This is a genomic window from Ruegeria sp. CDSA034 (assembly GCF_059612275.1).
The window spans coordinates 41,328-65,439 of the sequence record NZ_JBXWQH010000010.1 but is presented as its reverse complement, the minus strand read 5'-3'; the positions used below and the strand labels follow the sequence as shown (position 1 = coordinate 65,439).

25 protein-coding genes are annotated in these 24,112 nt (G+C 57.1%); 10 read left to right on the top strand and 15 right to left on the bottom strand.

Translation table 11 applies throughout. From position 1 onward, the window contains the following. Positions 1 to 42 precede the first annotated feature (42 nt). Genes AC2FLJ_RS15945 through AC2FLJ_RS15930 form a run of 4 tightly spaced genes read right to left on the bottom strand, consistent with a single transcriptional unit; the run spans position 43 to position 3,870 of the window. Positions 43 to 1,104, bottom strand: coding sequence for an ABC transporter substrate-binding protein (locus AC2FLJ_RS15945; protein ID WP_282153236.1), 1,062 nt, complete (start codon positions 1,102 to 1,104; stop codon positions 43 to 45). A gap of 17 nt (positions 1,105 to 1,121) precedes the next feature. Then, on the bottom strand, positions 1,122 to 2,219 hold the full coding sequence (locus tag AC2FLJ_RS15940) for an ABC transporter ATP-binding protein (RefSeq protein ID WP_496699118.1): 1,098 nt from the start codon (positions 2,217 to 2,219) through the stop codon (positions 1,122 to 1,124). After that, positions 2,216 to 3,004, bottom strand: coding sequence for an ABC transporter permease (locus AC2FLJ_RS15935; RefSeq protein WP_496706696.1), 789 nt, complete (start codon positions 3,002 to 3,004; stop codon positions 2,216 to 2,218). The genes AC2FLJ_RS15940 and AC2FLJ_RS15935 overlap by 4 nt, the downstream gene beginning before the upstream one ends. Then, positions 3,001 to 3,870, bottom strand: a complete 870-nt coding sequence (locus AC2FLJ_RS15930; protein WP_496706694.1) for an ABC transporter permease — start codon at positions 3,868 to 3,870, stop codon at positions 3,001 to 3,003. The genes AC2FLJ_RS15935 and AC2FLJ_RS15930 overlap by 4 nt, the downstream gene beginning before the upstream one ends. A gap of 109 nt (positions 3,871 to 3,979) precedes the next feature. On the opposite strand from AC2FLJ_RS15930, the gene AC2FLJ_RS15925 reads away from it, so the two are divergent. Continuing rightward, positions 3,980 to 4,633 carry a TetR family transcriptional regulator C-terminal domain-containing protein gene (locus AC2FLJ_RS15925; protein WP_496706693.1) on the top strand — a complete coding sequence of 218 codons (654 nt, stop codon included), beginning with the start codon at positions 3,980 to 3,982 and terminating at the stop codon, positions 4,631 to 4,633. A 157-nt stretch (positions 4,634 to 4,790) separates the two neighbouring features. On the opposite strand, the gene AC2FLJ_RS15920 is transcribed toward AC2FLJ_RS15925, so the two are convergent. Together AC2FLJ_RS15920 and AC2FLJ_RS15915 are read right to left on the bottom strand one after the other, a co-directional pair. Further along, entirely contained in the window at positions 4,791 to 5,327 is a 537-nt protein-coding gene (locus AC2FLJ_RS15920; RefSeq protein ID WP_496706691.1) for an RES domain-containing protein, read from the bottom strand. 3 nt (positions 5,328 to 5,330) lie between these two features. Further along, the gene (locus AC2FLJ_RS15915) at positions 5,331 to 5,681 is read right to left on the bottom strand and encodes a hypothetical protein (protein ID WP_282170348.1); all 351 of its coding nucleotides are present in this window, start codon (positions 5,679 to 5,681) and stop codon (positions 5,331 to 5,333) included. A 381-nt stretch (positions 5,682 to 6,062) separates the two neighbouring features. Between AC2FLJ_RS15915 and AC2FLJ_RS15910 the strand changes: the two genes are divergently transcribed. Both AC2FLJ_RS15910 and AC2FLJ_RS15905 read left to right on the top strand, forming a co-directional pair. Continuing rightward, complete coding sequence (locus tag AC2FLJ_RS15910) at positions 6,063 to 6,641, top strand: helix-turn-helix domain-containing protein (RefSeq protein WP_496706689.1); 579 nt, start codon at positions 6,063 to 6,065, stop codon at positions 6,639 to 6,641. 119 nt (positions 6,642 to 6,760) lie between these two features. After that, positions 6,761 to 7,651, top strand: a complete 891-nt coding sequence (locus AC2FLJ_RS15905; RefSeq protein ID WP_496699126.1) for a LysR substrate-binding domain-containing protein — start codon at positions 6,761 to 6,763, stop codon at positions 7,649 to 7,651. On the opposite strand, the gene AC2FLJ_RS15900 is transcribed toward AC2FLJ_RS15905, so the two are convergent. From AC2FLJ_RS15900 to AC2FLJ_RS15890, 3 genes are read right to left on the bottom strand one after another with little or no spacing between them, the layout of a single operon-like run. Then, a complete protein-coding gene (locus AC2FLJ_RS15900) occupies positions 7,638 to 8,210 on the bottom strand; it encodes a thiamine pyrophosphate-dependent enzyme (protein WP_496699128.1) in 573 nt (190 codons plus the stop codon). The two genes, AC2FLJ_RS15905 and AC2FLJ_RS15900, sit on opposite strands and share 14 nt — an antisense overlap. Continuing rightward, complete coding sequence (locus AC2FLJ_RS15895; protein WP_496699130.1) at positions 8,207 to 8,755, bottom strand: decarboxylase; 549 nt, start codon at positions 8,753 to 8,755, stop codon at positions 8,207 to 8,209. Before AC2FLJ_RS15895 ends, AC2FLJ_RS15900 begins: the two co-directional genes overlap by 4 nt. Next, entirely contained in the window at positions 8,755 to 9,801 is a 1,047-nt protein-coding gene (locus AC2FLJ_RS15890) for a pyridoxal phosphate-dependent aminotransferase (RefSeq protein ID WP_496706687.1), read from the bottom strand. The genes AC2FLJ_RS15895 and AC2FLJ_RS15890 overlap by 1 nt, the downstream gene beginning before the upstream one ends. 178 nt (positions 9,802 to 9,979) lie before the next feature. Here AC2FLJ_RS15890 and AC2FLJ_RS15885 point away from each other — a divergent pair, with 178 nt between their 5' ends. Genes AC2FLJ_RS15885 through AC2FLJ_RS15855 form a run of 7 tightly spaced genes read left to right on the top strand, consistent with a single transcriptional unit; the run spans position 9,980 to position 17,583 of the window. Then, the gene (locus AC2FLJ_RS15885; RefSeq protein WP_496706686.1) at positions 9,980 to 11,002 is read left to right on the top strand and encodes a succinylglutamate desuccinylase/aspartoacylase family protein; all 1,023 of its coding nucleotides are present in this window, start codon (positions 9,980 to 9,982) and stop codon (positions 11,000 to 11,002) included. Next, a complete protein-coding gene (locus tag AC2FLJ_RS15880) occupies positions 11,003 to 12,463 on the top strand; it encodes an aldehyde dehydrogenase (protein ID WP_496699136.1) in 1,461 nt (486 codons plus the stop codon). Positions 12,464 to 12,487: 24 nt separating this feature from the next. Beyond that, positions 12,488 to 13,858, top strand: a complete 1,371-nt coding sequence (locus AC2FLJ_RS15875) for a Rieske 2Fe-2S domain-containing protein (protein WP_496699138.1) — start codon at positions 12,488 to 12,490, stop codon at positions 13,856 to 13,858. Then, positions 13,855 to 14,487, top strand: a complete 633-nt coding sequence (locus tag AC2FLJ_RS15870; RefSeq protein WP_496706684.1) for a hypothetical protein — start codon at positions 13,855 to 13,857, stop codon at positions 14,485 to 14,487. Before AC2FLJ_RS15875 ends, AC2FLJ_RS15870 begins: the two co-directional genes overlap by 4 nt. Then, positions 14,487 to 15,113 carry a hypothetical protein gene (locus tag AC2FLJ_RS15865; protein ID WP_496699142.1) on the top strand — a complete coding sequence of 209 codons (627 nt, stop codon included), beginning with the start codon at positions 14,487 to 14,489 and terminating at the stop codon, positions 15,111 to 15,113. The genes AC2FLJ_RS15870 and AC2FLJ_RS15865 overlap by 1 nt, the downstream gene beginning before the upstream one ends. After that, positions 15,113 to 16,303 carry a YlbE family protein gene (locus AC2FLJ_RS15860; protein ID WP_496706682.1) on the top strand — a complete coding sequence of 397 codons (1,191 nt, stop codon included), beginning with the start codon at positions 15,113 to 15,115 and terminating at the stop codon, positions 16,301 to 16,303. The genes AC2FLJ_RS15865 and AC2FLJ_RS15860 overlap by 1 nt, the downstream gene beginning before the upstream one ends. Beyond that, positions 16,300 to 17,583, top strand: coding sequence for an amidase (locus AC2FLJ_RS15855; RefSeq protein WP_496706681.1), 1,284 nt, complete (start codon positions 16,300 to 16,302; stop codon positions 17,581 to 17,583). Before AC2FLJ_RS15860 ends, AC2FLJ_RS15855 begins: the two co-directional genes overlap by 4 nt. 4 nt (positions 17,584 to 17,587) lie before the next feature. Here AC2FLJ_RS15855 and AC2FLJ_RS15850 read toward each other — a convergent pair whose 3' ends face one another. The 6 genes from AC2FLJ_RS15850 to AC2FLJ_RS15825 all read right to left on the bottom strand — a co-directional run bounded on the left by AC2FLJ_RS15850 (position 17,588) and on the right by AC2FLJ_RS15825 (position 23,917). Further along, complete coding sequence (locus tag AC2FLJ_RS15850) at positions 17,588 to 18,520, bottom strand: AEC family transporter (protein ID WP_496706680.1); 933 nt, start codon at positions 18,518 to 18,520, stop codon at positions 17,588 to 17,590. Between the two features lie 91 nt (positions 18,521 to 18,611). Continuing rightward, on the bottom strand, positions 18,612 to 19,025 hold the full coding sequence (locus tag AC2FLJ_RS15845; RefSeq protein ID WP_496706678.1) for a RidA family protein: 414 nt from the start codon (positions 19,023 to 19,025) through the stop codon (positions 18,612 to 18,614). A gap of 13 nt (positions 19,026 to 19,038) precedes the next feature. Next, complete coding sequence (locus AC2FLJ_RS15840) at positions 19,039 to 19,536, bottom strand: sarcosine oxidase subunit gamma (RefSeq protein ID WP_282121034.1); 498 nt, start codon at positions 19,534 to 19,536, stop codon at positions 19,039 to 19,041. A 1-nt stretch (position 19,537) separates the two neighbouring features. Further along, complete coding sequence (locus AC2FLJ_RS15835) at positions 19,538 to 22,408, bottom strand: 2Fe-2S iron-sulfur cluster-binding protein (RefSeq protein ID WP_496706677.1); 2,871 nt, start codon at positions 22,406 to 22,408, stop codon at positions 19,538 to 19,540. Then, positions 22,395 to 22,652: a sarcosine oxidase subunit delta gene (locus tag AC2FLJ_RS15830; RefSeq protein ID WP_496706675.1), complete on the bottom strand. Its 258-nt coding sequence runs from the start codon at positions 22,650 to 22,652 to the stop codon at positions 22,395 to 22,397. Before AC2FLJ_RS15830 ends, AC2FLJ_RS15835 begins: the two co-directional genes overlap by 14 nt. A 14-nt stretch (positions 22,653 to 22,666) precedes the next feature. Continuing rightward, a complete protein-coding gene (locus tag AC2FLJ_RS15825; protein ID WP_282154146.1) occupies positions 22,667 to 23,917 on the bottom strand; it encodes an FAD-dependent oxidoreductase in 1,251 nt (416 codons plus the stop codon). Positions 23,918 to 24,112 lie beyond the last annotated feature (195 nt).

Here is a 24,112-nt window from a genome sequence, read left to right as displayed (position 1 = left end):
ATCTGGGATCCGGAGCCGTAAGGCCCCGGAAAAGTGGTTGTGTTAGAAGCCGGCTTTGATCCGTTCAAATTCTGCCAGCATTTTCGCCTCAAGCTCGGGATTCACCGCATCAAAGAACAAACTGCCTTCGAAGAAGCTTTTAGGGTCAGCAAAACCATAGGCTTCGATGTTGGCCTGATCGGCAACTTCGAACGCTTTTGCGTTGGAATGTGGGTAGCCCCAGTTGTCGATGATGTACTGACCGCTGGCAGGGTCAGTGAGAGCGTTCAACAGATCATAGACCTGATCTACCGGAGTCGTGGAAGACTTCAGATGCACGTAACCGCACGCCCAAGTCGCGATGCCCTTATCGACATCACGCATCATGGCGGCAGGCACTTCGTTCCAGATCAGGTTCAGTTCTGACTGGTTCCAGGCCCAACCCAATTCGATCTCACCGCTGGTCATGGCCTGATCAAATTGACCCGCATCGGACCAGTAAAAGCGCATGTTCGGGTGGATCGAGCGCAGGAAATCAGATGCTTCCTTGAACTGCTCGTCGCTCAGATTGGTATAATCGTCGGCGTTTCCAGTGGCCAGCGCGGCCAAGGCGTATGCAGATGACGCGGCATCCGGGACGGCGATCTTGCCTGCATAGGCCGGGTCCGCCAGCATTTGCAGCGAGATATCGTCGCCTGAGATTTTGTCGGTGCGATAGATGAGGCCCGTGTTCCCCCACTCGAACGGCAACATGTAAAGCTTGCCGTCTAGGACGATGGCGTCGACTTCCTTGATCTCGGGCAGTACATCGGCCCAGTTGGTCAGTTTGCTTTCATCCAGCGGCTGGATCAGGTCGGCTGCGACCCATTTCCGGACCGCGTCAGAACAAGGATGCGCCAGATCAGCCGTGAAACCCGAACTCAGTTTCGTAAAGGCTTCCTCCTGACTTCCGAAATAGGAATAGCTTGGCGCCTCGTTCCCGTATTTTTCCATGTAGCTGGCAAAGAACCCGGGGTCTTCATATCCCGACCAGTCAAAAACCGTTAGATCAGCGCCACCTGCTATGGCACTTCCCGTGCCTATTGCCGTCGCACATGCGAAGGCCGCAATTCCCTGTAGTCTCATTTTATCCTCCCACTATTTTACTTTGTGTCTGTACCTAGATCGATCACGCTTGCCCCCTGAAGCCCCAGCCAAACTGCGTCGCCGCGTTTGAAATCGACCGTGTGAAAATAATTTGGAACTGAGACCGAGATTGGTTTCTCAGCTCCCGCAACCTGAATGTGGTAGTGAATGTTCTCGCCATAAAAAGCGACGTTGCTGACAGTGCCCTGAACCGTTGATGGGTAGTCTTCGGGCCTTTGAGCAGCGATTTCCAATTGTTCCGGGCGAATACCGATATTCATGTCTTTAGAGCTGGTCGCAACGTTGGGATTTCTCTCAATCTCAATCCGCCCGAAGGCGGCTGCATCGATAGACAACATATTGCCGGTTTCACCCAATAACTGGGCAGGCAGTATGTTCATCTCACCGATGAAACTGGCCACTTGCTGATCACAAGGACGGGCGTAAAGCGTGGTTGGTGTGTCCACCTGCTTGAGCCGTCCATTGAACATCACGCCAATACGATCGGACATGGTCATCGCCTCATATTGGTCGTGGGTGACCATCACAAAGGTGATGCCAAGCGATTGCTGCAGATTACGCATTTCAAACTGCATCTGTTCGCGCAGCTTCTTGTCGAGTGCTGACAAGGGCTCGTCCAGCAACAACACCTTGGGTCGCATGATCAACGCCCGGGCGAGCGCCACCCTTTGCCGCTGCCCACCCGACAACTCACTTGCGCCGCGATCCTGAAGACCGCCCAGCTCGACCATTTCCAGGGCTTCGGCCACGCGCTGGTCGATCTCAGTCTTAGGGGCCTTTCCCCGTAATCCATAGGCCACGTTGTTCCCGACGTTCAGGTGCGGGAAGATGGCGTAGCTCTGAAAGACCATGTTCGTTGGACGGTTGTTCGCAGGCACACCTTCCATATCCTGACCGTCGATCAGCACGGTGCCCTTGGTCGGTTCCTGAAAGCCCGCGATCATCCGCAATACCGTGGTCTTGCCGCATCCCGAGGGGCCGAGGAGTGAGAAAAACTCGCCCTCTTTGAGATCGAGGTTGATCCCGCTCGCAGCCAGGAATGTGCCATAGCGCTTTTCGACGCCCCTGAGTTCTATGATGTTGTTGACTGTCATCGGACCTCTGATGCGGATGAGCGGCGGCGGAAATACTCGGCCAGCACCAGAAGCAGAACCGAGGTGAGCAGCAGGATAGAGCCCAAGGCCAAAACGTTTGGAAGCTTGGCGGGGAAGCGGATCTGGCTCCAGATATAGACCGGCAGGGTTGGCTGGTTTCCGGACAGGAAAAAGGCCAGGACGAACTCATCGAAGCTGACCGTAAAAGTGACCAGCATGCTGGCTACGATACCGGGGGAAACGACCGGCAGCGTCACGCGGCGGAAGGTTTCGAACACGCCGACACCCAGATCGTAAGATGCCTCTTCCAGCGACGCGTCGAAGTCATCAAAGGCAGACTTCAGGATCGAAACGGAAAACGGCAAGGCGAGGAACGTATGGCCCAGAACAACTGTCAGCAGAGATGGTTTGAGACCGAGAAACAGAAACAGAACCAGCATTGACGAAGCCACTATAATGCCAGGAATAACCAAAGGCAGCATTACCAGACCTTCAGCGGCGCGCTGGCCCCGAAAACGGTATCGAACAAAGGCGCGCGCAGCGAACAGCCCCATGGCGGTGGATAGAATTGCGACGACCGTGCCAACACCAAGCGAATTCCAAAGAGCCTGGATCAACGTATCCTGTTCGCCCAGCTTCCGATACCAGTCCAGCGTCCAGCCCTTGATCGGAAAGGCAACGATTGTACCGCTGTTTAACGAGAACAAAGGTAGGAAAAGAACCGGCAGGTACAGAAAAACCAAATACAGAAAAGCATAGGCTGTCAGGGTCGAGGGGCGCTTCATCTGATCCTCCTCCCAAGCTGGGTGGCGGTAATGACAAACACGATGGCGACGAAGCCGACCGACAGCATCGCGATCAGCGAAAGTGTGGCGCCGAGAGGCCAATTGTTGGCTGCCCCGAACTGCACCTGAATAAGATTGGCGATCATCTTCCCGTCCGATCCGCCGACCAGTGCTGGGGTCACGTAGTCACCGACTGTTGGGATAAAGATAATCAGACAAGCCGCAATGATCCCCGGTATCGTCAACGGCAGCGTCACCCGCATAAAGCGTTGCAAAGGACTGTTGCCGAGGTCTGTGGCGGCCTCCAGCAGGCTTGGATCGATCTTCTGCAACGAGACATAGATCGGCAGGATCGCAAAAGGTGCCCAGGCATGAGCAAGCGTCAGCACGACAGCAAATTCGTTGTACAGCAGGAAGTCGAGCGGTTCGTCGATCAAACCAAGCATCATCAGTGCAGAATTCATCACCCCGTTGAACCCAAGGATGAGTTTCCAGGCAAATACGCGCAGCAGATAGCTGGACCAGAACGGAATGGTGATGAGCAGAAGCCAGATAGTCTTTTTCCGGGCCTTCATCGCGATGAAGTACGCGATGGGATAGGCCAGTGCGACAGTGACTACCGTAACTGCTCCGGCAATCCAGATCGACCTTAGCATTAAGTGTCGAACCAGCGGATCAGCAAGCGCGTCGCTATAGTTTTTCAACGTCGGTGTCTTGTCGAGCGTTACGTAGGTTTGGGTCCAGAACGAATAGGCGATCAGGATCACCAAAGGCGCCGCCACCAGAAACCCCACGTATGCCGTGGCTGGTGCGCTGAGGGTATAACCCCGGGACGCTTCGCTACGAAAAATCACCCTATCTCCCATCTCGGTACTTACGAGTCTCTAATGGACGATCGTCCATTTAATGTTGCGCCAGAAAGACCTTTCGTGTCAATCTTCCTGTGAGCCACCCATATGAGAAGACCCTAAGCTGATGGAATCATTGAATAGAGTGAAAGATCAAAAAGGAAGAAAGCGTAGCTCGAAGCGCGATCCAGAGGCCAATAGGCAACTTTTGATCAAGGCCACTTTGGACACGATTGCTGATATCGGAGTTACAGATACCTCCGTCAGTCGCATCTGCGAGCGCTCAGGTCTGTCGCGCGGAATGATCCATTTGCATTTCGGGGGGAAGGACAATTTACTTACGGCAGCGGCCCAGCATTTCAGTACCGAGTATTATGCCGAGATGGACAGAATGACCGATCTGGGCTCGGATGCATCGCCCGAAGACCGAGTGATGGCTGTGATTGAGGCCGATCTGTCTGAAGCTTTGCTCAATCCACGAAGTACAAAAATCTGGCATGCATTCCGCGGCATCGCGAGCTCACACCCAGGCATTGCCCGATACAGCAGCACTCAGGACCCCAAACTTGTCGAGACATTGCGGCATGCGTTCATGGAGATAGCCCAGCAAAACGGGCATGATCCGAACTTGGTGAATGATGCCACCAGCGGAACGCTGGCCCTATTGGAAGGTATGTGGGTAAACTATCTTACCGATATGCAAGTTTTTTCGCGTCGACGTTCTGCTGGACTTATTCGAAGATTCTTAGCCGGACTTTTTCCCGGCAAATTCATTCTATGAGGCTTAGCGACGCTCGAAATTGATGTAGAGACAAAGCCCCTTTTTCGAAAGCCCACGACTGGTACTGGTGAGACCCCTTGCAACCAAGTGGTATCCATCCTGCCTTTTAAAAACCCGACATCCACTTTGCCATGAAGAGTTTTTCGAGATCAGGGGGTTATTGCCAGGATACATCACTGTTCGGTAGATCATCCCGGTGTAGGACCATCACCACATTTGGTCTGCTTGACGGCAAATGGTCAACCGCGTCCCAATCCCAAAGAACCAGATTGATGTCATCAGGCGTGGCCCCCGATGCGAAACTGTTCACCAAAACACCGGCGTAGCCTTCGCCTTTCAGACTTTCCGCAACATCATGAGTTGAAGGAATCAATTCCCTGTGCATCTCGGATTTCCAGTTATCATTGGCGAGATCCTCCCAGGAAATACCCAATGCATGTCTGGTATCCCGGCTGGTCAGATCAGCGATATGAAGGCAATCAACCGCCAAAAAATAAAATGTATAGGGTTCTTGATTCAGGCTGAAACGCACCTCGCGCGCGGCTGTTTCATGGGAAAGCGACGTATATAGCGCGGGCTCACCGATCGGGTTAAACCGCCCACCGCGTCGCGCAGCCCCCCTCCCCTGATGTCGGCAGGTACGACCAGCGCGGTTTGGCGGCACGGATGACAGTACGCTGCACCCGGATGGCATGCTTCAAGCGTAACCACCTTCTAGACGCCGCAGAATATGGGACTTCAACGCCGTGTTCTCTCCGTCCTTGACGATTTCCTCAGGCGTACGCCCGCCAAACCCCACAATGGGCTCGGATCGATACCAAGCATAGGCCATAAGCGAGCTTCCAACAGCCGGTGCAACGGCGTTCAAAATCTCAACTAGATGACGCAATGATGTCTGGACCGATACGGAAGCTACACGCTGCCGCCGAGACAAGGATTCCGGAGCAATGCCTAAGGTCTCACCAATCTCGCGCTTGGTGGTTTTAAGATGCCGGGCCAGACGATCCGGTGAGATCAATCGGTCTTCTACAAGATCACGTAATTCCATATCGATCACTCCTGATGCCACAATATATGGACCAATTTATTGACAATCAAGGCTGCCCGGCCTTTTGCCCCGTACTTTGCAGCAAAAAATCAAGCCGCCTAGGCCGGTATGGTCATGGGTCCGCGCGATCCGAGATGAACAATGCGATCAACTTGGCAATGCCGTCTGATCCTTCCCCAACTGAAATTGTCCGCTCTATATAGTTAGGAAACGGAGGATCAACTCTGCGGGACAAGTCGGGTACCTTCGGAATGGTGTATCGCTACTCTGCTGAGTGACCTTCAATAACCTGACAAAGACCAATTGACTGAATGCTAAAAACTGACACAACTAAGACTAACAAGCTTCTATGCAACTACAGCAGTATCGGCACTGAAAACTGTGATCAAACAAAGAGATATCGAGCGTGAAGTCGGGCAAACCTTACAAAGGCTAAGGCAGGAACGCAATCTGATCCTCTCTGAGCTGGCGACAACATCGCAGGTCTCGACCTCGATGATCAGCCGAATTGAAAACGGTAGCGTCTCTCCGTCTCTTGGCACGCTACAGGCATTGGCGGACGCGATGAATGTTCCTCTGATGGCCTTGTTTGCGGACACGGAAGTTTCGGCCGACGTACATCACGTCAAAGCAGGCGAAGGTCTCATGTCCCGGCGTATTACGCAGGGCCACGTGCATAACTACCTTTTACTTGGTAAACATGGCGGACCGGGAGGTCTGTTTCAATCTTCCCGTATTACCATTTCAAAGGACCAATCTGGGACATTGCCCAGTTACCAGCACGAAGGCTGTGTTTTTCTCTACATGATAATGGGCGACGCAATATACAGGTGTGGCACCGAGGATTTTGTTATGGCAACTGGCGATACCCTAAGCTTTGATGCCAAGCTGCGTCACGGGTTTTGCAAGATCGTGTCGGATGAGATCGAATTCATCACTGTATCAACTCGCCCGCAGTAAATTCAGACCGCGATTTGACACCCTCGAGCCGTATAACCTACCCGGACCGTTTCATATTCTTGTATTATGTGAAACTATGAATAATCCAACCGCATATCCCAATCAAGCACTGAGCCCCCATGAAAATTACGTTCAAACAGGTTGATGCATTTCGAACCGTCGTCTCCACCGGAACTGTAACCGAAGCGGCAGCGATGCTGGGCATCTCACAACCCGCGGTCAGCCGCCTGATCTCGGATTTCGAGGCCGAAGTCGGTTTTCAGCTGTTTCAGCGCTCGGGCCGGGTCCTGGTACCCACGGATGAAGCACGCTTGCTGGTGGAAGAGGTTCGGCAGGCCGTTAGCGGCATGGAGCACATAAAGGATTCCGCCACAGCCATTGGGAAGTTCGGTCACGCGCGGCTTAACCTGGTGATCACGCCGGGGGTGTCCTCTCAGCTTGCTCCGGATCTGCTTCAGGAGTTTTCAGCTACTTGGCCAAAAGCCATGGCCCGAATGGAAATCGCGCCCAGCGATGACGCCGTCGAATGGATGGTTTCGCAGAATTACGATTTCGGGATCACGACAACCCAACCCGCCAACCCGTCCTTTGACAGCCTGGTTATCCGGAACAGCGACGTCTGTTGCGTCGTTCCAACCGGCCATCCTCTGGCAGAGAAAACCATAGTTCAGGCGCAGGACCTGGCGGGTAAGAGCTTTATCTCATATATGCCGTCCTCACGCTTCCGGTTTGAGATTGACCAGTTTTTTGAGGCCAAAGGGATCTCACGTCAGATGCAGTATGAGACCCGCACCACCGACGCAGTGTGCCGTCTGGTCGCGCGCGGTCTAGGAGTTTCTGTTGTCGGAGCAAGCCTGGATTATCTCAAAACCATTCCCGATTGTGTCGCGCTGCCTTTTGCGGCGCCTCTGACGTTTCGCGCAGTCCTGTTCTGGTCCAAGAACAAGCCCTTGTCCGCCGTGGGACAGTCCTTTTTGACGATCGTGCAATCGCAGATCAGCGACGATTAAGCGCCTCGCGAAAACTGGCTCGCGCCTGCGCGCTGTGGATATAGGCGTAGTCCCGAGGGTAAGGGGCACCTGCCGTCAGTTCCATCGAGACGAATTGCGGGCCGGTGGATGACAGAACCTGAGGCACCGCAGCTGAAAACTGATCCAGCTCGGTAAAGCGCTGCACACTGGCATACCCGGCAGCCCAGGCCATGGCCGCAAAATCAACCCTATCCGCACCAGGCAGGGGATGCGACCCGTTCACCTCATAGACCCGGTTAGCCGACAGAAAATGATAGAGGTTCGTCACCCCTGAATTGGCAATCGTCACCAATGTCCCAAGATTCATCAGCAGGCTGCCATCGCCATCTAGAACGATGACCCGCCTGTCAGGATTGACCAGCGCCAGACCAAGACCATGGGACGACGCCTGTCCCATAGCCCCGACGGCCACGTAATTAAGGTCGCGCGGATTCAGGGCAAGCCAGTCGAAACAGCTCTGATAAACAGCAACAACAATATCGTCCTCGCGGACATGAGGGATCAGAGCCTTAAGCGCTGCGTCGCGGTGCATGGTCATGATGCCTCCGGCGCCCGGCCGATCAAGAAAATGTGGGGTCTCGAAGTTGCATAAGCCGCTTCAATCGCCTGCGGGATATGAGCCTCGTCCCCTGGCCATTCGATCAGGGAATGTGACAGTTCCATCGCATTCAACACCGGCCGAACAATCCGCACCCCGTAAGAGGCCGATTGGTCCGGATGAATATGTGGCTCTTTACCCTGCAGGCCAACCATCATGACCACCGGCAGTTCATAATCGACGCCAATGGCCCGGATCGCATTCAATGAATCCATCAGCCCCGTTTGCTGCATCATCAGGATCGCGCGCGTGCCGTTAAAGGACATCGCCCCGCAGATGCTGACGCCCTCATCCTCCTTGCAGATCCGGGTCAGGCGAAATTCGGGATCTCGCGAGATCGGCCAGAGCAGCCCGTCACTGGTAACGATGTCCGGCAATGCCACGATTTCGCCAACACCCGCCGCTTTGAAAGCAGCGATGATAGCCGCACCTGAAGGATTCTTGACCTGCGGCGTACATTCGGTCGGTAGAGGGGACGCAACCATCAGGCACCTCCGTCCAGAAATGCGGCAAGCCCATCCCGCGCCGCTTGCAGTTCATGCCTGTGACCGATGGTGATGCGAATAAAATCACGGTAGGCGGGTGAGGCGAACCGACGCACAGAAATCCCCTGTCCGCGCAGGAAAAGATCGGCCGCTTCGGCAGATTTCACAGGGTCCGGAAAATGAACCAGCACGAAATTGGCCTGACTTGGGACAACATGCAGACCCATTTCCGTTAGCGTGGCGCTAAGCCAGGCTCGGTTGTTCAAATTAGTCTCTCGCACGAAACGGGTATGTGCCGTGTCTTCCAGCGCCGCGACAGCCGCTGCGACCGAAGAGGACGCCACCGGGAAAGTCAGGCCGATCCGACGCACACTATCCACCACATCGTTGGACCCGTACATCCAACCAACACGCGCACCAGCCAGCCCGAATATCTTGGAAAATGTCCGGCACAAGACCACGTTGTTGGCAGCCTCTACCAGCTTATGCGCGGGCTCATAATCTGCCGCATCGACATATTCCTCATAGGCAGCGTCCACGATCAGCAGGACGTTTTCCGGTAGCGCGGCATGCAGGCAGCGCAGCTCTGCGCTGTTCAGATAGGTGCCTGCCGGGTTCTCCGGATTGGCGAGGTAGACGATCCGGGTTCGTTCGGTCAACGCATCGATCATCCGGTCGACTGAAGGTTTGAATGCGTCATCCGCGACCGACACCACCTCGGCATCGTTGGCAAAAGCATAGTTGGGCACCTTGAGATAGCCATTGGCGCTGCGGATCAGCTCGGTACCTTGCCCTAGGTAGGCCCGGGCCAGACGGGCCAGCAGATCGTCCGATCCCTGTCCTGTGGTGATCCGGGCCGCATCCAACCCGTACTGCGCGGCAATCGCCGGGGCCAGAATATCGTCAGGGTTTTCCAAATAGCGCTCGACATTGCTGATTGCCGCACAAGCGGCAGCGCGGGCAGACGGGCTAGGACCAATCACGCTTTCATTCGAGTTCAAAAGAATCGCAGGCGGTGGAACGTCAGCAGACGCCCCTCCAATCATATGAGGTTTAATCCTGCCTATTCCTGTTTTTGCGAGGGTTATGCCCATCCAATTCCTCCGGCACCACCAGATGGCGGCAATGGCAATTTTCACCATATATCACATAGAGCCGTGTTTTAAGCAATTCACTTTCAAAAAAATTATGTTATGAAGACTGGGACTCAGCAAAAGAACCCGGATGACCGATACGTTTTCGCCCCAACACAGCAGGCTTCACCTGACCATCGATCTGGACGCGCCAGGTCGACAGTCCGGTGATCTGATGCTGAAATGGTCCGACAATGCCGTACCGTTGGGATACCACCCGATCCCGGTAATCAGCTTACGTGGCAAACCCGGACCTTCTGTTCTAATTTTGGGCGGCACTCATGGAGACGAATTCGAAGGACCTGCCGCGATCCTGCGGCTTGCGGCACAGCTGAACCCATCTGACTTGACCGGACAGGTGATCCTGATCCCGGCCTTGAACGCCCCCGCGTTTCTCACCTCATCGCGGGTGTCGCCATTGGATGGGCAAAACCTGAACCGGGCTTTTCCTGGCACCGCGAATGGCGGCCCGACAGCGATGCTGGCGCATTTTGTTGAAACTATGCTGCTGCCGCGTGTGGATGCCGCTATTGACCTGCACTCGGGTGGCAAAGCATCTGTATTCGAGCCCTGCGCCTTGGCGGCGCGGGGGGATGACGCAGACCTGACCTCTTCCAACATGGAACTGGCCCGCGCTTTCGGGTTGCCTCTGATCTGGGTGCTGGGCGCACATAACGATAACCGAAGTGTGAATGCCGCCGCCGCGCGGGTTGGGGTCCCAATGATCGCAGCTGAACTCAGCGGCGGAGGTGGTGTCGATCCGCATGCCGCGGACCTTGCCGAAACCGGGCTCAAACGCTGTCTGAAGCATTTAGGTATCCTGCCCGGCGGTGCACCGGACTCTGTTCCGACGCAATGTGTCGAAATCGCCGACCCGTTGCATTCGGTCCATGCGCCCGCAGATGGACTGTTCGACCGACGCTGCACCGCAGGACAACAGATCAAACGAGGCGATCTGGCAGGCACGCTGCATTTCCCCGCCGAACCGGAACGCTCGGCTGTCGAACTTAAATTTCCCACAGCCGGGCACGTTCTGGCTCATGGCAATCGTGGCATGGTGCGCCGTGGCAATCTGTTGGCATTGGTGGCTCAACCGCTGTCCGAGGAACGTTGAATGAAAACTTATTCCCCGTTCATTTCCGGTGCCTTTGTCGATTGGGATGGTGAAACCCTGCCCAGTATCGACCCCGCCACCGGTCAGGTGTGGAGCATGATCGCCCGTGGCGGCACACAGACCGCCGACATAGCCATCCGGGACGCCGACCAGGCCTTCCGCAGCGGGCCATGGGCCAAAGCCGGGCCGACAGAACGGGCGGATATGCTGGACCGTTTAGCTGACATGCTGGAAACTCGGTGGGAAGACCTTGTCACACCCGAAATTCGCGACAACGGCAAACGTATTACTGAGGTGCGCGGGCAGTTTGCCGGGTTGCACAGCTGGTTTCGATTTTTTGCGACAGAGGCACGCAAGCTGCGGCCCGAACCTCAGGCCAATTCCATCCCCGGTGTGCATAGCGTGGGCCACTTTAAGCCCTATGGCGTCGTGGTCGCCATCACGCCCTGGAATTCTCCGCTGATGATCCTTGGATGGAAGCTGGCCCCGGCACTGGCAGCTGGCAATACGGTTGTTGTGAAACCCTCGGAAATGGCTTCGGCTTCAACCTTGGAATTCGCGCGCCTGGCACATGAGGCGGGACTTCCGCCCGGAGTGCTCAACGTTGTCACCGGACTCGGTCATGAGGTCGGCGAAGCACTGGTCCGCCACCCTCTAACACGCAAGGTCACCTTTACCGGTTCGGACCTTGGCGGACGAAAAGTGGCCGAGGCTGCCTCAGCCGGTGTAATCCCGGCGGTGCTGGAACTGGGCGGCAAATCTCCGCAGGTGGTGTTTGCCGATTGTGACATGGACAATGCGGTCAACGGAATTCTGTCCGGCATCTTCCTGTCAAATGGCCAGACTTGCGTCGCCGGATCGCGGCTGATCGTTGAGGCCGGACTGAAGGACAGGCTGTTATCCCGCCTGATCGACCGCGCCCGCACATTGCAGATGGGGGATCCGATGGACCCGGATACTCAGGTCGCACCGCTGGCCAATGAACCGCATCTGCGAAAGGTTACGGCAATGATCGAACGCGCCAAAGCCGACGGTGCGATTTGCTTACTGGACGGCAACGCCGCAACTGCAGGCCGGAATGGGTTCTATATCGGACCAACGGTTTTCGACGATGTGACGCCCGGCATGCAGCTCTGGCGTGAAGAAGTGTTCGGCCCGGTTCTGGCCGTCACCTCTTTCACCACCGAAGACGAAGCCATCGCGCTGGCTAACGACAGCGACTACGGGCTGGCTGCGGGGGTCTGGACCACCGATGCCGACAAGGGCGCTCGGGTAGCCGAAGCGATCGAGGCGGGCACTGTTTACATCAACCATTATCGCAGCGTTGACCCTGCATGCCCGATTGGTGGGATCAAACTGTCGGGCTACGGGCGTGAATTGGGCCCGGACGCCATAAGGGATTTCTGTCAGGTCAAATCGATCTGGACCGGTGCCACGCCGGTGTCAGATCCGTTTCCCTGACCACCGATACGCACGGAGGACGGCATGAACGATCATTTCTCAGCCCCCAAGGGCAATTTCCGCGGTCACGACCAACAAAAAGTCTGGCAACAGCAACCTGACCCCGAACTGACCGAGGTTGGCCCCGGCACGCCGTGCGGTGAATACCTGCGCCGGTTCTGGATGCCGGTGGCAATGACCGATCAGATTGGCGACCTGCCCTATCGCCTGCGTATTCTGGGCGAAGATCTGGTTCTGTTCCGCGAAAAAAAAGAGGGCAAGCTGGGTCTGACCCATCTGCATTGCTGTCACCGCAACATGAGCCTGGAATTCGGCATCGTTGAGGAAGGCGGAATTAGATGCTCATACCATGGCTGGAAATACGGCTTGGACGGCACCATTCTGGAAACCCCATGTGAGCCGCCCGCCTCACAGGTCAAGAAAAAGGCCTGTCTGGGGGCATATCCGGTGATCGAATACAAGGGTTTGGCCTTTGCATTTATGGGCCCCCCCGACGAGCAACCCCCATTCCCAGTAATGGACACATTTGACGAAGGTGGCGACGAGTTGGTGCCTTACCTCATCAAATCCCCGTGCAACTGGCTTCAGGTGATGGAAAACGCATGGGACCCGTTCCATGTTGTCTACCTGCATACACTGGCCGTACGCAGCCAGTTCATCGACGCCTTTGCCGAGATGCCGATGATCGAGTTTCACGATAGTCAAACGGGCGATTTTTACACCAATGTCCGACGTGTCGAAGATATCGTCTGGGTGCGCATACATGACCATATGCTGCCGTCGTTCACGCAAAATGGCGGCCACTTCCCGGTGCCAGACGAGCCGCGCTATTTTGGGCGCTGCGGGCTGTCGCGTTGGATAACCCCGATTGACGACACCAACACGATGGTCATCGCATGGCGCCACTTCCGGGATGCGGCGGCGAATGACGATCCAAAGGGCCTAACGGACAAAAGCAAAGTGGGCTTTGGGATGACGGATTTCTATGGCCAGGATCCCGATCGACCCTATGAGATGCGCCAGCGGGACCCCGGCGACTATGACGCCTGGGTCAGTCAGGGGCCGCGGAACATCCATGCCCGCGAAAACCTCAGCTTTACGGATCGGGGTGTGGCCAAGGCACGCCGCCTGCTGCGCAACGCCATTCGTGCGTTGAAAGACGGTCAGTCCCCTCCGCAACCGACCGATAGCTTTGCCGGTCAGGTGATACCGACCTATGCCGGGGACACAATGCTGCGCATCCCGCTTCAGGACGGCCGCGACGATGGTGCAGTGCTCAAGGAAATCTCGCATCAGGTAGCTGAGATCTACAAATCTGGCGACCAATTGCAGGGCGAGACCCGCAAGACGTTCATCGTCGATGCGCTGAAAAAGTACGAGGCAAGCTGGTCATGACCAATCGTGTTCCACATAATCCGGGTCGGGTCGACTGGTCCGGCGAAAACCCCGGCATTTATCTGAAACAGAACTCGACGCAGGACCACTATGGCACTCTGGCGCTGTTCTTCCGGGTGGTACTGTCGCCCTATGGTCGGGGCCACGCCGCATTGATCCTGGGCGCGCCGGATCAAGCGCAGGGTTGGCCGCACGCACCCAATCTGATCATGACGGACAACCAACGCATGATGCGCTGGATCGTGGATGGCTGGGTCACCAAGATGCCCACCTTTATCGGAAAGGCAGGCCTCGACGCGATGAGCTGGCTGGACTGTGACAGCGTCGAAAAACGCCCTGGCGATTTGAGATCGCGCTATTCCGAGACCCTGCGCGGCTCGGGCGTCACGGTCGAGATGATCTGGCAGGAAATGGGTCCACCCTTGCCGGTTGAGGTCACTAAGGAAAACTCGGCAACCAAAGAGCATGAGATGTATTCAGTGTTCCTCGAGGCCAAGGCGGCGCAGGTCGTCATCAACGGCACCCCGCTCCCCGGTCAGGTCGCAAGCCGCCAGTTCTTTGGCCGCACCATGTCTACCGCCTTTCTGGCCTTTTCCGAAACCTGGGTGACCCCGCAGGAGGATCTGTAATGCCGTTGAACGAACCGATCACCCCCGGGACAGTCGACTGGACAGGCGAGAACCCGGGCATCCTGCTGAAAGACGACAACAACAATTTCACCGCTATGGCGCTGTTCTTTCGCGTGGCATGGTCTCCGGTTGGGCAAGGTCAGGTGCTGCTGCTGTACGGAACGCCAGATCAGATGGACGGACCGCCCGAGGCACCGAACGTGATCCTGAGCGATAATCCCGATCTGACCGCCTTTCTGAAGGCCAACTTCATCAGCAAACTGGCCGCTTTCGCAAATGCTCCCGCTTTTGCTTCTCTCCCCGAGATAGGCGCGCAGGTCGTCCGATCCTCGGGCGATCCGATGAGCCACCGCTATACCGAAACCATCGCCGGAGAAAACCTGACAGTTGAACTGGTCTGGGAAGGGCTCGAGCCGCCTCGCGCGCTGGAGCTGTCTCCGCATGAGGTCGCTTCGGGCGAGCAGAACATGTTCTCGCTACTGGTGCCTGCACATTCGGCGCAGATCATCGTTAATGGTCACGCATTGCCGGGCAAGTTGGGCACACGGGTGCAGGCTGGGTATGATACAACGACTGCCTTCCTCTACTTCTCGGAAACATGGATCATCCCACCGGAGGATACTTGATGCTGCATCCGGCTGATCAGCTGGCGTTTGACAAGGCCATGGTGACACAACCGGTCTGGAACCGGTTCAATACAGCATCCGAGGCGCTGAGGTTGGACGAAAATGTACTGCTACATGCCGGTCCCGCCTTCGCCAGCCCGGATCAGATCACCGCGCCGATCCTGAACTCGGCCTGTGTCGCTGCAGTCTGGCAGGGGCTAGCACAGAATTTCGATCAGGCCGAGGCGATGATTAACGCAGGCGAGATCGTGCTGAAACCCGCGCAAGACCACGATGTCGTGACACCTCTGGCCGCCGTGGTCTCGGCGGATATGCCCCTGCACACAGTCTATGACGCGTGGCGTGGCCAACAACGTGTTTACGCGCCGATCAATGCGGGCAGCCGCCCAGCGATGCGTTTAGGGCTGAGGTCCGAGGCGGTGCTCAACCACATTCGCTGGCTCAACACCCGGTTTCTTGATGTTCTGGAGAAAGGGATTGCCGAAGGGATCGCGCTGGTCCCGCTGGCCGTGATCGGCCTGATGGGCGGGGATGATTGCCATGGCCGTACACCCGTGGCCGCACAGGCGTTGATTGTTGAACTCAAGGATCGCACCACCGGCGGGATCACGGATGAAGACGTGTTGGCCTTTATGGACAGCTCGCCCTCACTGTTTCTCAACCTCTGGATGGCAGCGACCAAATGCATGATTAAACTGGCGGAGGGCATTGAAGGATCAAGCTTCGTCACCGCTGCAGGCGGCAATGGGCGCGAAGTTGGCATCCAGATCTCGGGCCTACCGGGCCGTTGGTTCACAATTCCGGCCAGCCCTCCCAAGGGGGCGTTTGACGTGGATTTGCCGCAGGACCGTGCCCTTGGCGCGATCGGCGACAGTGCCGTGGTCGAGGCATTCGGGCTGGGGGCAATGGCCATAGATCTGAGCCCTGAACAAAAGAAGGGTCTGGGTGCCTATCTGCCCGACGACGCTCAAGCGCGAATGTCAGGTCTGTCAGTCGGAACGCATCCGTATTTCCGGGCCTTGGATGTTCGGCTGGGCAGCACGGCGCGGGGTGCCGTGGAACAGGGTTCGGGGCCTGTGATCGGGCTGGGCATTCTTGACCGATTGGGCGAGGCCGGTCGCTTGGGCGGTGGCATCTACGATATGCCAGTCGCCCCCTTTGCCGACGCGTTGAAAGCGCTGGAGGCATGACCGGGCTGAACCATCATTCTGCCCATGAACTTGCCACATTGATCCGGGCAGGTGAGGTGAAGCCTTCCGAGGTGATGGCGGCCCATTTGGACCGGATCACAAACCGTGAACCCGTAATCGGGGCTTTTCAAACCCTCGATGCGGACCGCGCCATGGAGCGTGCAAAGGCCGCCGATACTCTCCCCGTTGGTAGGCCGCTCCATGGCGTGCCGTTTGTGATCAAGGATATCATCGACACCGAAGACATGCCGACAGGATGGGGTAGCGACCTGTATGCCGGGCGCCGCCCCGACCGCAATGCAGTCTGCGTTCAGGCTTTTTTGGACGCGGGCGCGATCCCAATCGGAAAAACCATCTCCACCGAATTTGCCTACTTCAAACCCGGCAAAACTGCCAATCCTACGAATCCGGCGCATACGCCGGGAGGCTCGTCATCCGGCTCTGCTGCAGCTGTGGCCGATTTCATGGCTCCGCTCGCATTTGGATCGCAAACCGCAGCCTCGCTGATCCGACCAGCAGCGTATTGCGGGGTCTGCGGGTTCAAGCCAACCACCGGACGGTATGTTCTGGCGGGTGTCATGGGCTTGTCCCAAAGCCTGGATACACTCGGCCTGTTGGCTCGTGATCCCCGCGACTTTGTGCTGACCGATGCGGTAATGTGCCGAACTGACCCGGCACCGCCAGCTGAGTTCGACGAGGCTTTGCCTCGGATCAGCCTAATGCGCGGCCCGCACTGGCGGGACGGTTCGGTCGAGATGCGGGACACGTGCACGCGTGCGTTAGCCGCCCTTGCCGCAACGAGAGCAGAGACCGGAGAAATTGCTTTTCCACCCGTTTTTGCCGAACTTACGCAGGCTCAGATTACCGTCATGGGCTATGAGGTCGCGCGGCAGCGCGCGGCAGAATACGCTGTAGGCATGCCTGCCGTCAGCCCGCAGTTTCATAACCTTGTCACGGCGGGGCTGGCCGTTACCGACGCAGAATACCAAGCCGCGCTGGACCTACGCGACCGGGCGGGCGCGATGCTGGATCAGATGTTCCGGGATGTGGACGCTCTCTTGGTCCCGTCGGCCCCCGGACCAGCCCCTGCCGGTTTGGACGCTACTGGAGATCCGCTTTTTTCCCGGATGTGGAACCTGTTGCAGGTGCCTTCGGTCGCTTTGCCATTCGGGACCGACCAGAATGGCCTGCCGCTTGGCATTCAATTGATCGGACGAAAGGGTGATGACGCCCGCCTGTTGGACATCGCGGTCTGGGCCCATGAACACTTGTCGCAATGACCGCTTAAGGAATTAGGGGCAGCAGCAAAGCAAGTGATACGGGAATGCTGACGGCTGCTACCAACGTCTGCAACGTGACAATGGCCGCCATCAGCGGCGCGTCTCCACCCAAGTGCTTGGCCAGCGTGTACGAAGACGCACCAGTGGGCACCACCGAATAGACGACGGCGATCTGCAGAACCTCCCGCGGCAACCCCACCAGTAATCCGATCACCAATACTGCCAGAGGGAAGACAATCATCTTGCCCGTGAAGGCCAGAATTAAGGGCAGCGCACTTGCGGCCATGGCCCGGACTCTCAGATTGGCACCGACAGCCAGCAATGTGATCGGCAAAGCGCCTGCACCCAGAACATCCGTCACATCATGCACGACCGCTATCCTGTCACCGATCAACTGGTTGGCACAGACCGCCAGAAAGATCGAAATCACGTATGGATTGCGTGCGAGTTCCCGCAGGATTGCAACGGCCAGGCTGTTGGTTCGATCGCCTTTGAGCGCACCAACCATCAGAACCACCATGACGATATTAGTAGTGGGCACGAGAATTGCGGTCGCCAGAATCGCGATATCCAACCCCGCTGGCCCAAACAAGTTCGCAGCCAGCGCAAGTCCGATGAATGAGTTATGTCGCGCGCTGCCTTGCAGGATCGAGGTGGCCTGCGGCGGCGCAAAACCCATCAAACGGGCACTAAGAAGCGCAAACAGAAGCGCCACAACGAACCCGCCCAGAATAGCAACCGAAAAAAGACCCAGCGCCGACTTGTCCAACGGCGACAGAGAAATTTTGCTGAACAGAAGGCATGGCATCAGAACCCAATAGACAAGCTTGTCATTCAGGTTCCAGAAATCCGTACTGGGAATGCCGCCCTTGCGCAGGGCCAAGCCTAGCGCAATGATCAAAAAGATCGGCAGTATCGAGGTGAGTGTCGAAAGCATTACAATTCGCAGACAAAACTGGGCCGGCTCGACCGGACACTGTCATGACCGGCGTTTCTACGCAATACGATGTCAGATAGACCCGAGTTCCTCAGCCCGGGGTATCAGCATCATCGTCGATTACAGCCATCGCGTCGATCTCGACCAAAAGCGACGGATCGGCCAACCCCTGCACAACCACGCCTGTCGAACAGTGATGAACACCTTCGAACCAGCGATTGATCGCCTCGTAAACGGCCGGACGGTACGAAATATCGGTGACGTAGACTGTCAACTTGCAAACATCAGTCAAGCTTCCCCCGGCCTCTTCCATCCAGCGCTGGATGTTGCGGCAGGCCTGATCTGCCTGCGCGCCCGGGTCGCTTTCGCCAACCAGTGTGCCATCCATCAGCGTGCCGACCTGACCCTGCATGAAGACAAAGTCACCCCGGGCGCGGATCGCCTTGGAATAGGTTGCTTTCGCGTGATAGCGCGTCTGGTACTTGTGGATGTGCGTTCGAGCCATGCCGATCTTCCCCTCAAGCCGTGGCGCGGATCAGATAGTCTTCGACCATATCCGCAAAACTCTGTTCGACTGCGAACTCAATACCATCCTGACACCGCATCACCAAAGCCTTGAGGCCAAAAACTTCGGTATAGGAAACCGCATCCGTCCGGAACACGCTGTCATGCAGGTCCATCGGGCAAGCAATTGACATCACCTGACCTGCATCTGGGCCGACTATGCGAAAGAAGGTCATCGTGTCCGAGACCCTAACAATACTGATATCTGGCGGGCAGTCCGTGGGCTTCAGCCGGGCTTCCATCGCGTCTTCCTGTGCCAGTGAGGCGCGGGTGATCCAGTGGTCACGACCGATGTGAAACAATTCGATGCCGTCCTTTTCTGTTCGGCAGTTGGGGCGGAGCGGCAAACTCGGCAAAGCGTCCCCAGCCCATTGCGATACCGCTTCAGGCGTGCCTTTGAGGTCGAACAGAGCCATCAACCCAAACCGTTCAATTGTGACGTCATAGCTCATCTCAGGACCTCAGCAATTTACCTTCGGGGTCGTGAAAGACCGGTTTCGTAACCGTGACCGGGATCACGTCATCCTTTAGCCGGACATGGGCGGTTTCACCCAGCCGCGCGTGGCCATCTTCCAGCAACGCCAGCCCAACCCAGCGGTTGTTTACCACGCTCCATACACAGGCAGTGACCAACCCGTCGGTGGCTTCTTTCCGACCTCCGGGCGTCAGTGGTGCACCTTCGGGGATTTGCCGGTTGGTATCATCCGCCAGAATTCCGACCAGCTCGCGCCGGGTACCGCCGCCTGACCTGCGCAGATGGACCGAGCGTTTGCCCAGATAGTCAGGCTTCTTCTTGGACATCGCCCATCCCATTCCCAGATCATAGGCATCGACCGTGCCGTCGACTTCATGCCCCAACGACAGGAACCCTTTTTCGACCCGCAGCACATGGCTAGATTCCGAACCCACAGGCAGGATACCAAAGGGCGCACCAACCTCCATCACCTTGTCCCACAGGGCCGCCATGTGGCGCGGGGCCACGTTGACCTCATAGGATAGTTCACCGGTGAAACTCACCCGCACCACCCGCGCAGGGAAACCAGCGACGGTCCCTTCGCGGAAGGACATGAAAGGGAACGCCTCGGGCGAGAGGTCGATATCCGAGCCCAACGCCTGCAATACTTCACGCGCCTTGGGACCACAGATAGTGGCATTATTCCACTGGCTGGTGACAGTGGTAATCAGCACCTGCCAGTCGGGGAATTCGGTTTGCAGCAGCTTTTCCATATGCTGGTTCACCGCATCCGCGTGACCGGTCGAGGTTGAAATCATCCAGCGGTGGTCATCCAGTCGGAAGGCCACGCCATCGTCCAGGATCAAACCATCTTCAGACAACATCAACCCATAGCGCCCGTCACCCGGTTTCAGCGTGGACATAATGTTGGAGTAGATGAAATCTAGGAATTTCGGAACGTCCCTTCCCTTCAGTTCAAACGTGCCAAGAGGTGAGCCGTCATAGACGCCGACGCCTTCACGAACAGCGCGGCATTCGCGGTTTACCGCCTCTTGCAGGCCTTCACCCGGCTTCGGAAAATAGCCCGGACGCCGCCAGCGCGCGCCGGCTTCATACATCACAGCGCCGTTGTCCTTATTCCATTGGGTTACAGGGGTATGGCGATAGGGAAATAGCCGCCAGCCTTCCCGTAACCCGCCAATCGCACCGAACGAAACAGGCGTGTAGGGGGATCTAAATGTGGTTGTTCCAACCTCTTGCAGCGGCACGCTCTTTTGCATCGCAACAGTGCCGATGATGTTGATATTGCCGGTTTTACCCTGATCGATCCCCATGCCGCCGGTCGTGTAGCGCTTGACATGTTCCACATTGTCATAGCCTTCGCGCAGGGCCAGATGCACATCGCTGACCGAGACATCGTTCTGCACATCTAGAAACGCCTTCCCGCGCTGTCCCGGCACGTTGACCCGCCAGAGAGGTTCGATCGCGTAGGCCATGTCTTCGCCGCCCTCAACAATCTTATCCAGCGTCAGATCACCAGCCGCTGCACCCACAGCGCGACAATTCTGAACCGCCTCGTCAGGAACGAAGGCTGCCAGATCCTCATCAAATCGCAACGTGCTGCGGGATTGCGACCAAAGATGAACAGTCGGGCTCCAACCGCCGGAACAACCCAGCACATCACAGTCGATCCAGCGACCCGCCCCTCCGGTCACGGGAACGGCTTTGACTGCGCGCACGCCTTTGCGCCCGCGCACGTCACCAGCAACGGTTGCGGTATGAACCGGAATATCCGGCACCAGCTTCAAAGCTTCAGGCGGAACGGTTTTGCGACAATCGAGGATGGTCTCAACCTGCATACCGGCTGCTGCCAGATCGGCCGCCACGGCATAAACACTGTTGTTGTTTGTAAACAGCACCACACGCTGCCCGGGCTTAACGCCCCAGCGGTTGACATAGGCCTGTACCGAAGAGGCCAACATGACACCGGGTCGATCATTGTCACCAAAGACCATGGCACGTTCGGTGGCCCCGGTTGCGATTACAACTTCCCCCGCTCGCACGCGCCAGCTGCGTTCCAGAACTCCGTCCAGTTCGGGTTCGCGTTCGTTCACGATCATCAGATTGTGCTCGCGGTAAGCCCAGACGGTTGCATTCTGCAGATGGGTGACATTCTCCATCCCACGCAGCTCAGCCACCGCATCCGCGACCCAGTCCAAGGCTGAACGTCCACCGATAGACAGGTTGCGGTTCAACAAACTACCGCCCGCCTCGGCACCCTCATCGGCCAGAAAAACGCGTTTTCCGGCGCGACCAGCCTCAAGCGCCGCTTGCAGCCCGGCTGGGCCCGCCCCCGCGATCAGCACATCGGCATGGGCGTTTCGGGCCTCGAAATGGCCCGAAGCCGGGGGGCTTTTGGGTGCTGCCGCCAACCCTGCAGCCCGGCGGATCGAAGGTTCGAACAGATGCCAGTTCGGCCATTTGAACGTCTTGTAATAAAACCCTGCGGGGATAAACCGCGCGAGTAACTGATTGATCCCGCCCAGATCGAACTCGGGCGACGGCCAGCAATTGACCGAGCGTGCGCTGAGCCCGTCCCGAAGCGGTACCGTGGTCGCAGGACGGTTGCCCGAGGCATCCTCGCCGTCCAATTCCACCAGCGTCGCAGGTTCTTCGACCCCGTGCCCCATAATACCGCGCGGGCGGTGATACTTAAAACTGCGGGCGGTGACACGAATACCGTTGGCCAGCAGGGCCGAGGCCAACGTATCGCCCTCAAACCCTTCATATGGTTTGCCATTGAAGGTGAAATGCAAAGGGCGATTTCGGTCGATGCGCCCGCCCGAGGCGCGGCGGTTACGTTGTGCCATCGGGTGCCTCCACAATGTCATGCGTCCGTGTATCACGCCAGATCGTGAACCATTCACCGCATCCCCGTGCGTGCCACCATTTCTCCTGAACCGGACCCAGTGGATTCGGCGTCACCGTCAGATACTCGACCCATTCCTCATCGCTGACGGCATTGGGATCGGGGCGGACCGCCCCTACCGGGCCACCATGGATAAATTCGCTTTCATTGCGCTTGCCACAGAACGGGCAGGTTATATTCATCATGATCCTGTCCTTTCCTATCGCGCTGTGGTGGTTCCGGCTTCCATTACGAAATCCAGATGCCGGAACCTGCCCAGTGTGAAGGGTGCCATCAGCGGGTGCGGTTCACCTTTGGCCACCAGATGCGCCAGTGTCAGCCCGCCCGCAGGGATAGCCTTATACCCGCCCCACCATCCGGCGGTGACAAACAGGCCCGGCACATCTGTCTGATCCATGATGGGTGAGGCATCATGAGCAATATCCAGATGCCCGCCCCACTGCCGCATCAGTTTGAGCTTCTTGAAACTGGGGAAAAGCGACAGCATCGCAGTCACGGTATCCTCGAATACATGTTGCTTTATGTCTCGACGGAAGCTCTGCCCCATATCGGGCGCGCCGCCGATGACCATCTCACCTTTGTCGGACTGGCTGAAATAGAACCCGCTGTCCGGACAGTTCACGATCACATCAACCAGCGGCTTGACCGGCTCGGACACAAAGGCCGTCAGGTTCATCGTCCGCAGCGGAAGTCTGAGGTCCGCAGTTTCGGTCAGCGTCGTTGTATGGCCTGAGACTGCCACGACCACTTTCTTTGCGCGAACTGTGCCCCGGTTGGTCTCGACCCCTTCGATGGCCCCATCCGCCCCGCGTAGCAGGGATTGCACCGCTGTTTGCTGATGAATCTCAACCCCGCGCGCGTCAGCCGCGCGGGCATAGCCCCAGGCCACCGCATCATGCCGGTTCACACCTGCATCCGTATGAACCATGCCGCAAATCACAGGCAGCCGTGCATCTTGGCCGCCGCCAGTCAACGCAGGAATGCGGCGGCGCAATTCCTCGGTTGTGATCTGTTCGTAGGTCGAGCCGTAGATGTCCATCACCAACTGCCGCCGCCGCAGCTCGCGCAGCTTGGGCCAGGTCTGAACCACATCCACCATGGTTCGTTTGGAATGCATCATGTTGAAATTCAACTCGTCCGTGAGCCCTTCGTACATGGCGACGGATTTGACATAGAATGGGATTGACTCATCCCTCATGTAATTCGATCGAATGGTCACCGTATTTCGCGCGATGTTGCCGCCGCCCAACCAGCCGCGTTCCAACACGGCAACATTGGTGATGCCGAATTCCTTGGCCAGATAATAGGCAGTTGCCAGCCCGTGACCTCCTGCCCCGATCACCACGACATCATAGCGGTCTTTCAACGGCGGGCTGCGCCAGACCTGCGGCCAATTCCGGTGCCCGGTTAGCGCATTGCGGGCGAGCGAGAAAACAGAATAATTTTGCATGATGGTAATTATATTTATCACTATGCACATTTAGTCAATAAATTTATCGATATGCAAAACAACTCGCCACGGGTTCTATTCCAATGCGGAAATTGCGGCTAAGATAACGGAGAAAGGTGACGCAATGAGCTTCCGTGTGGAACAGTTCCATCGACGTCTTGCCGGCAAATGGTCGGCCCGGTCGCTTTGGCCCTG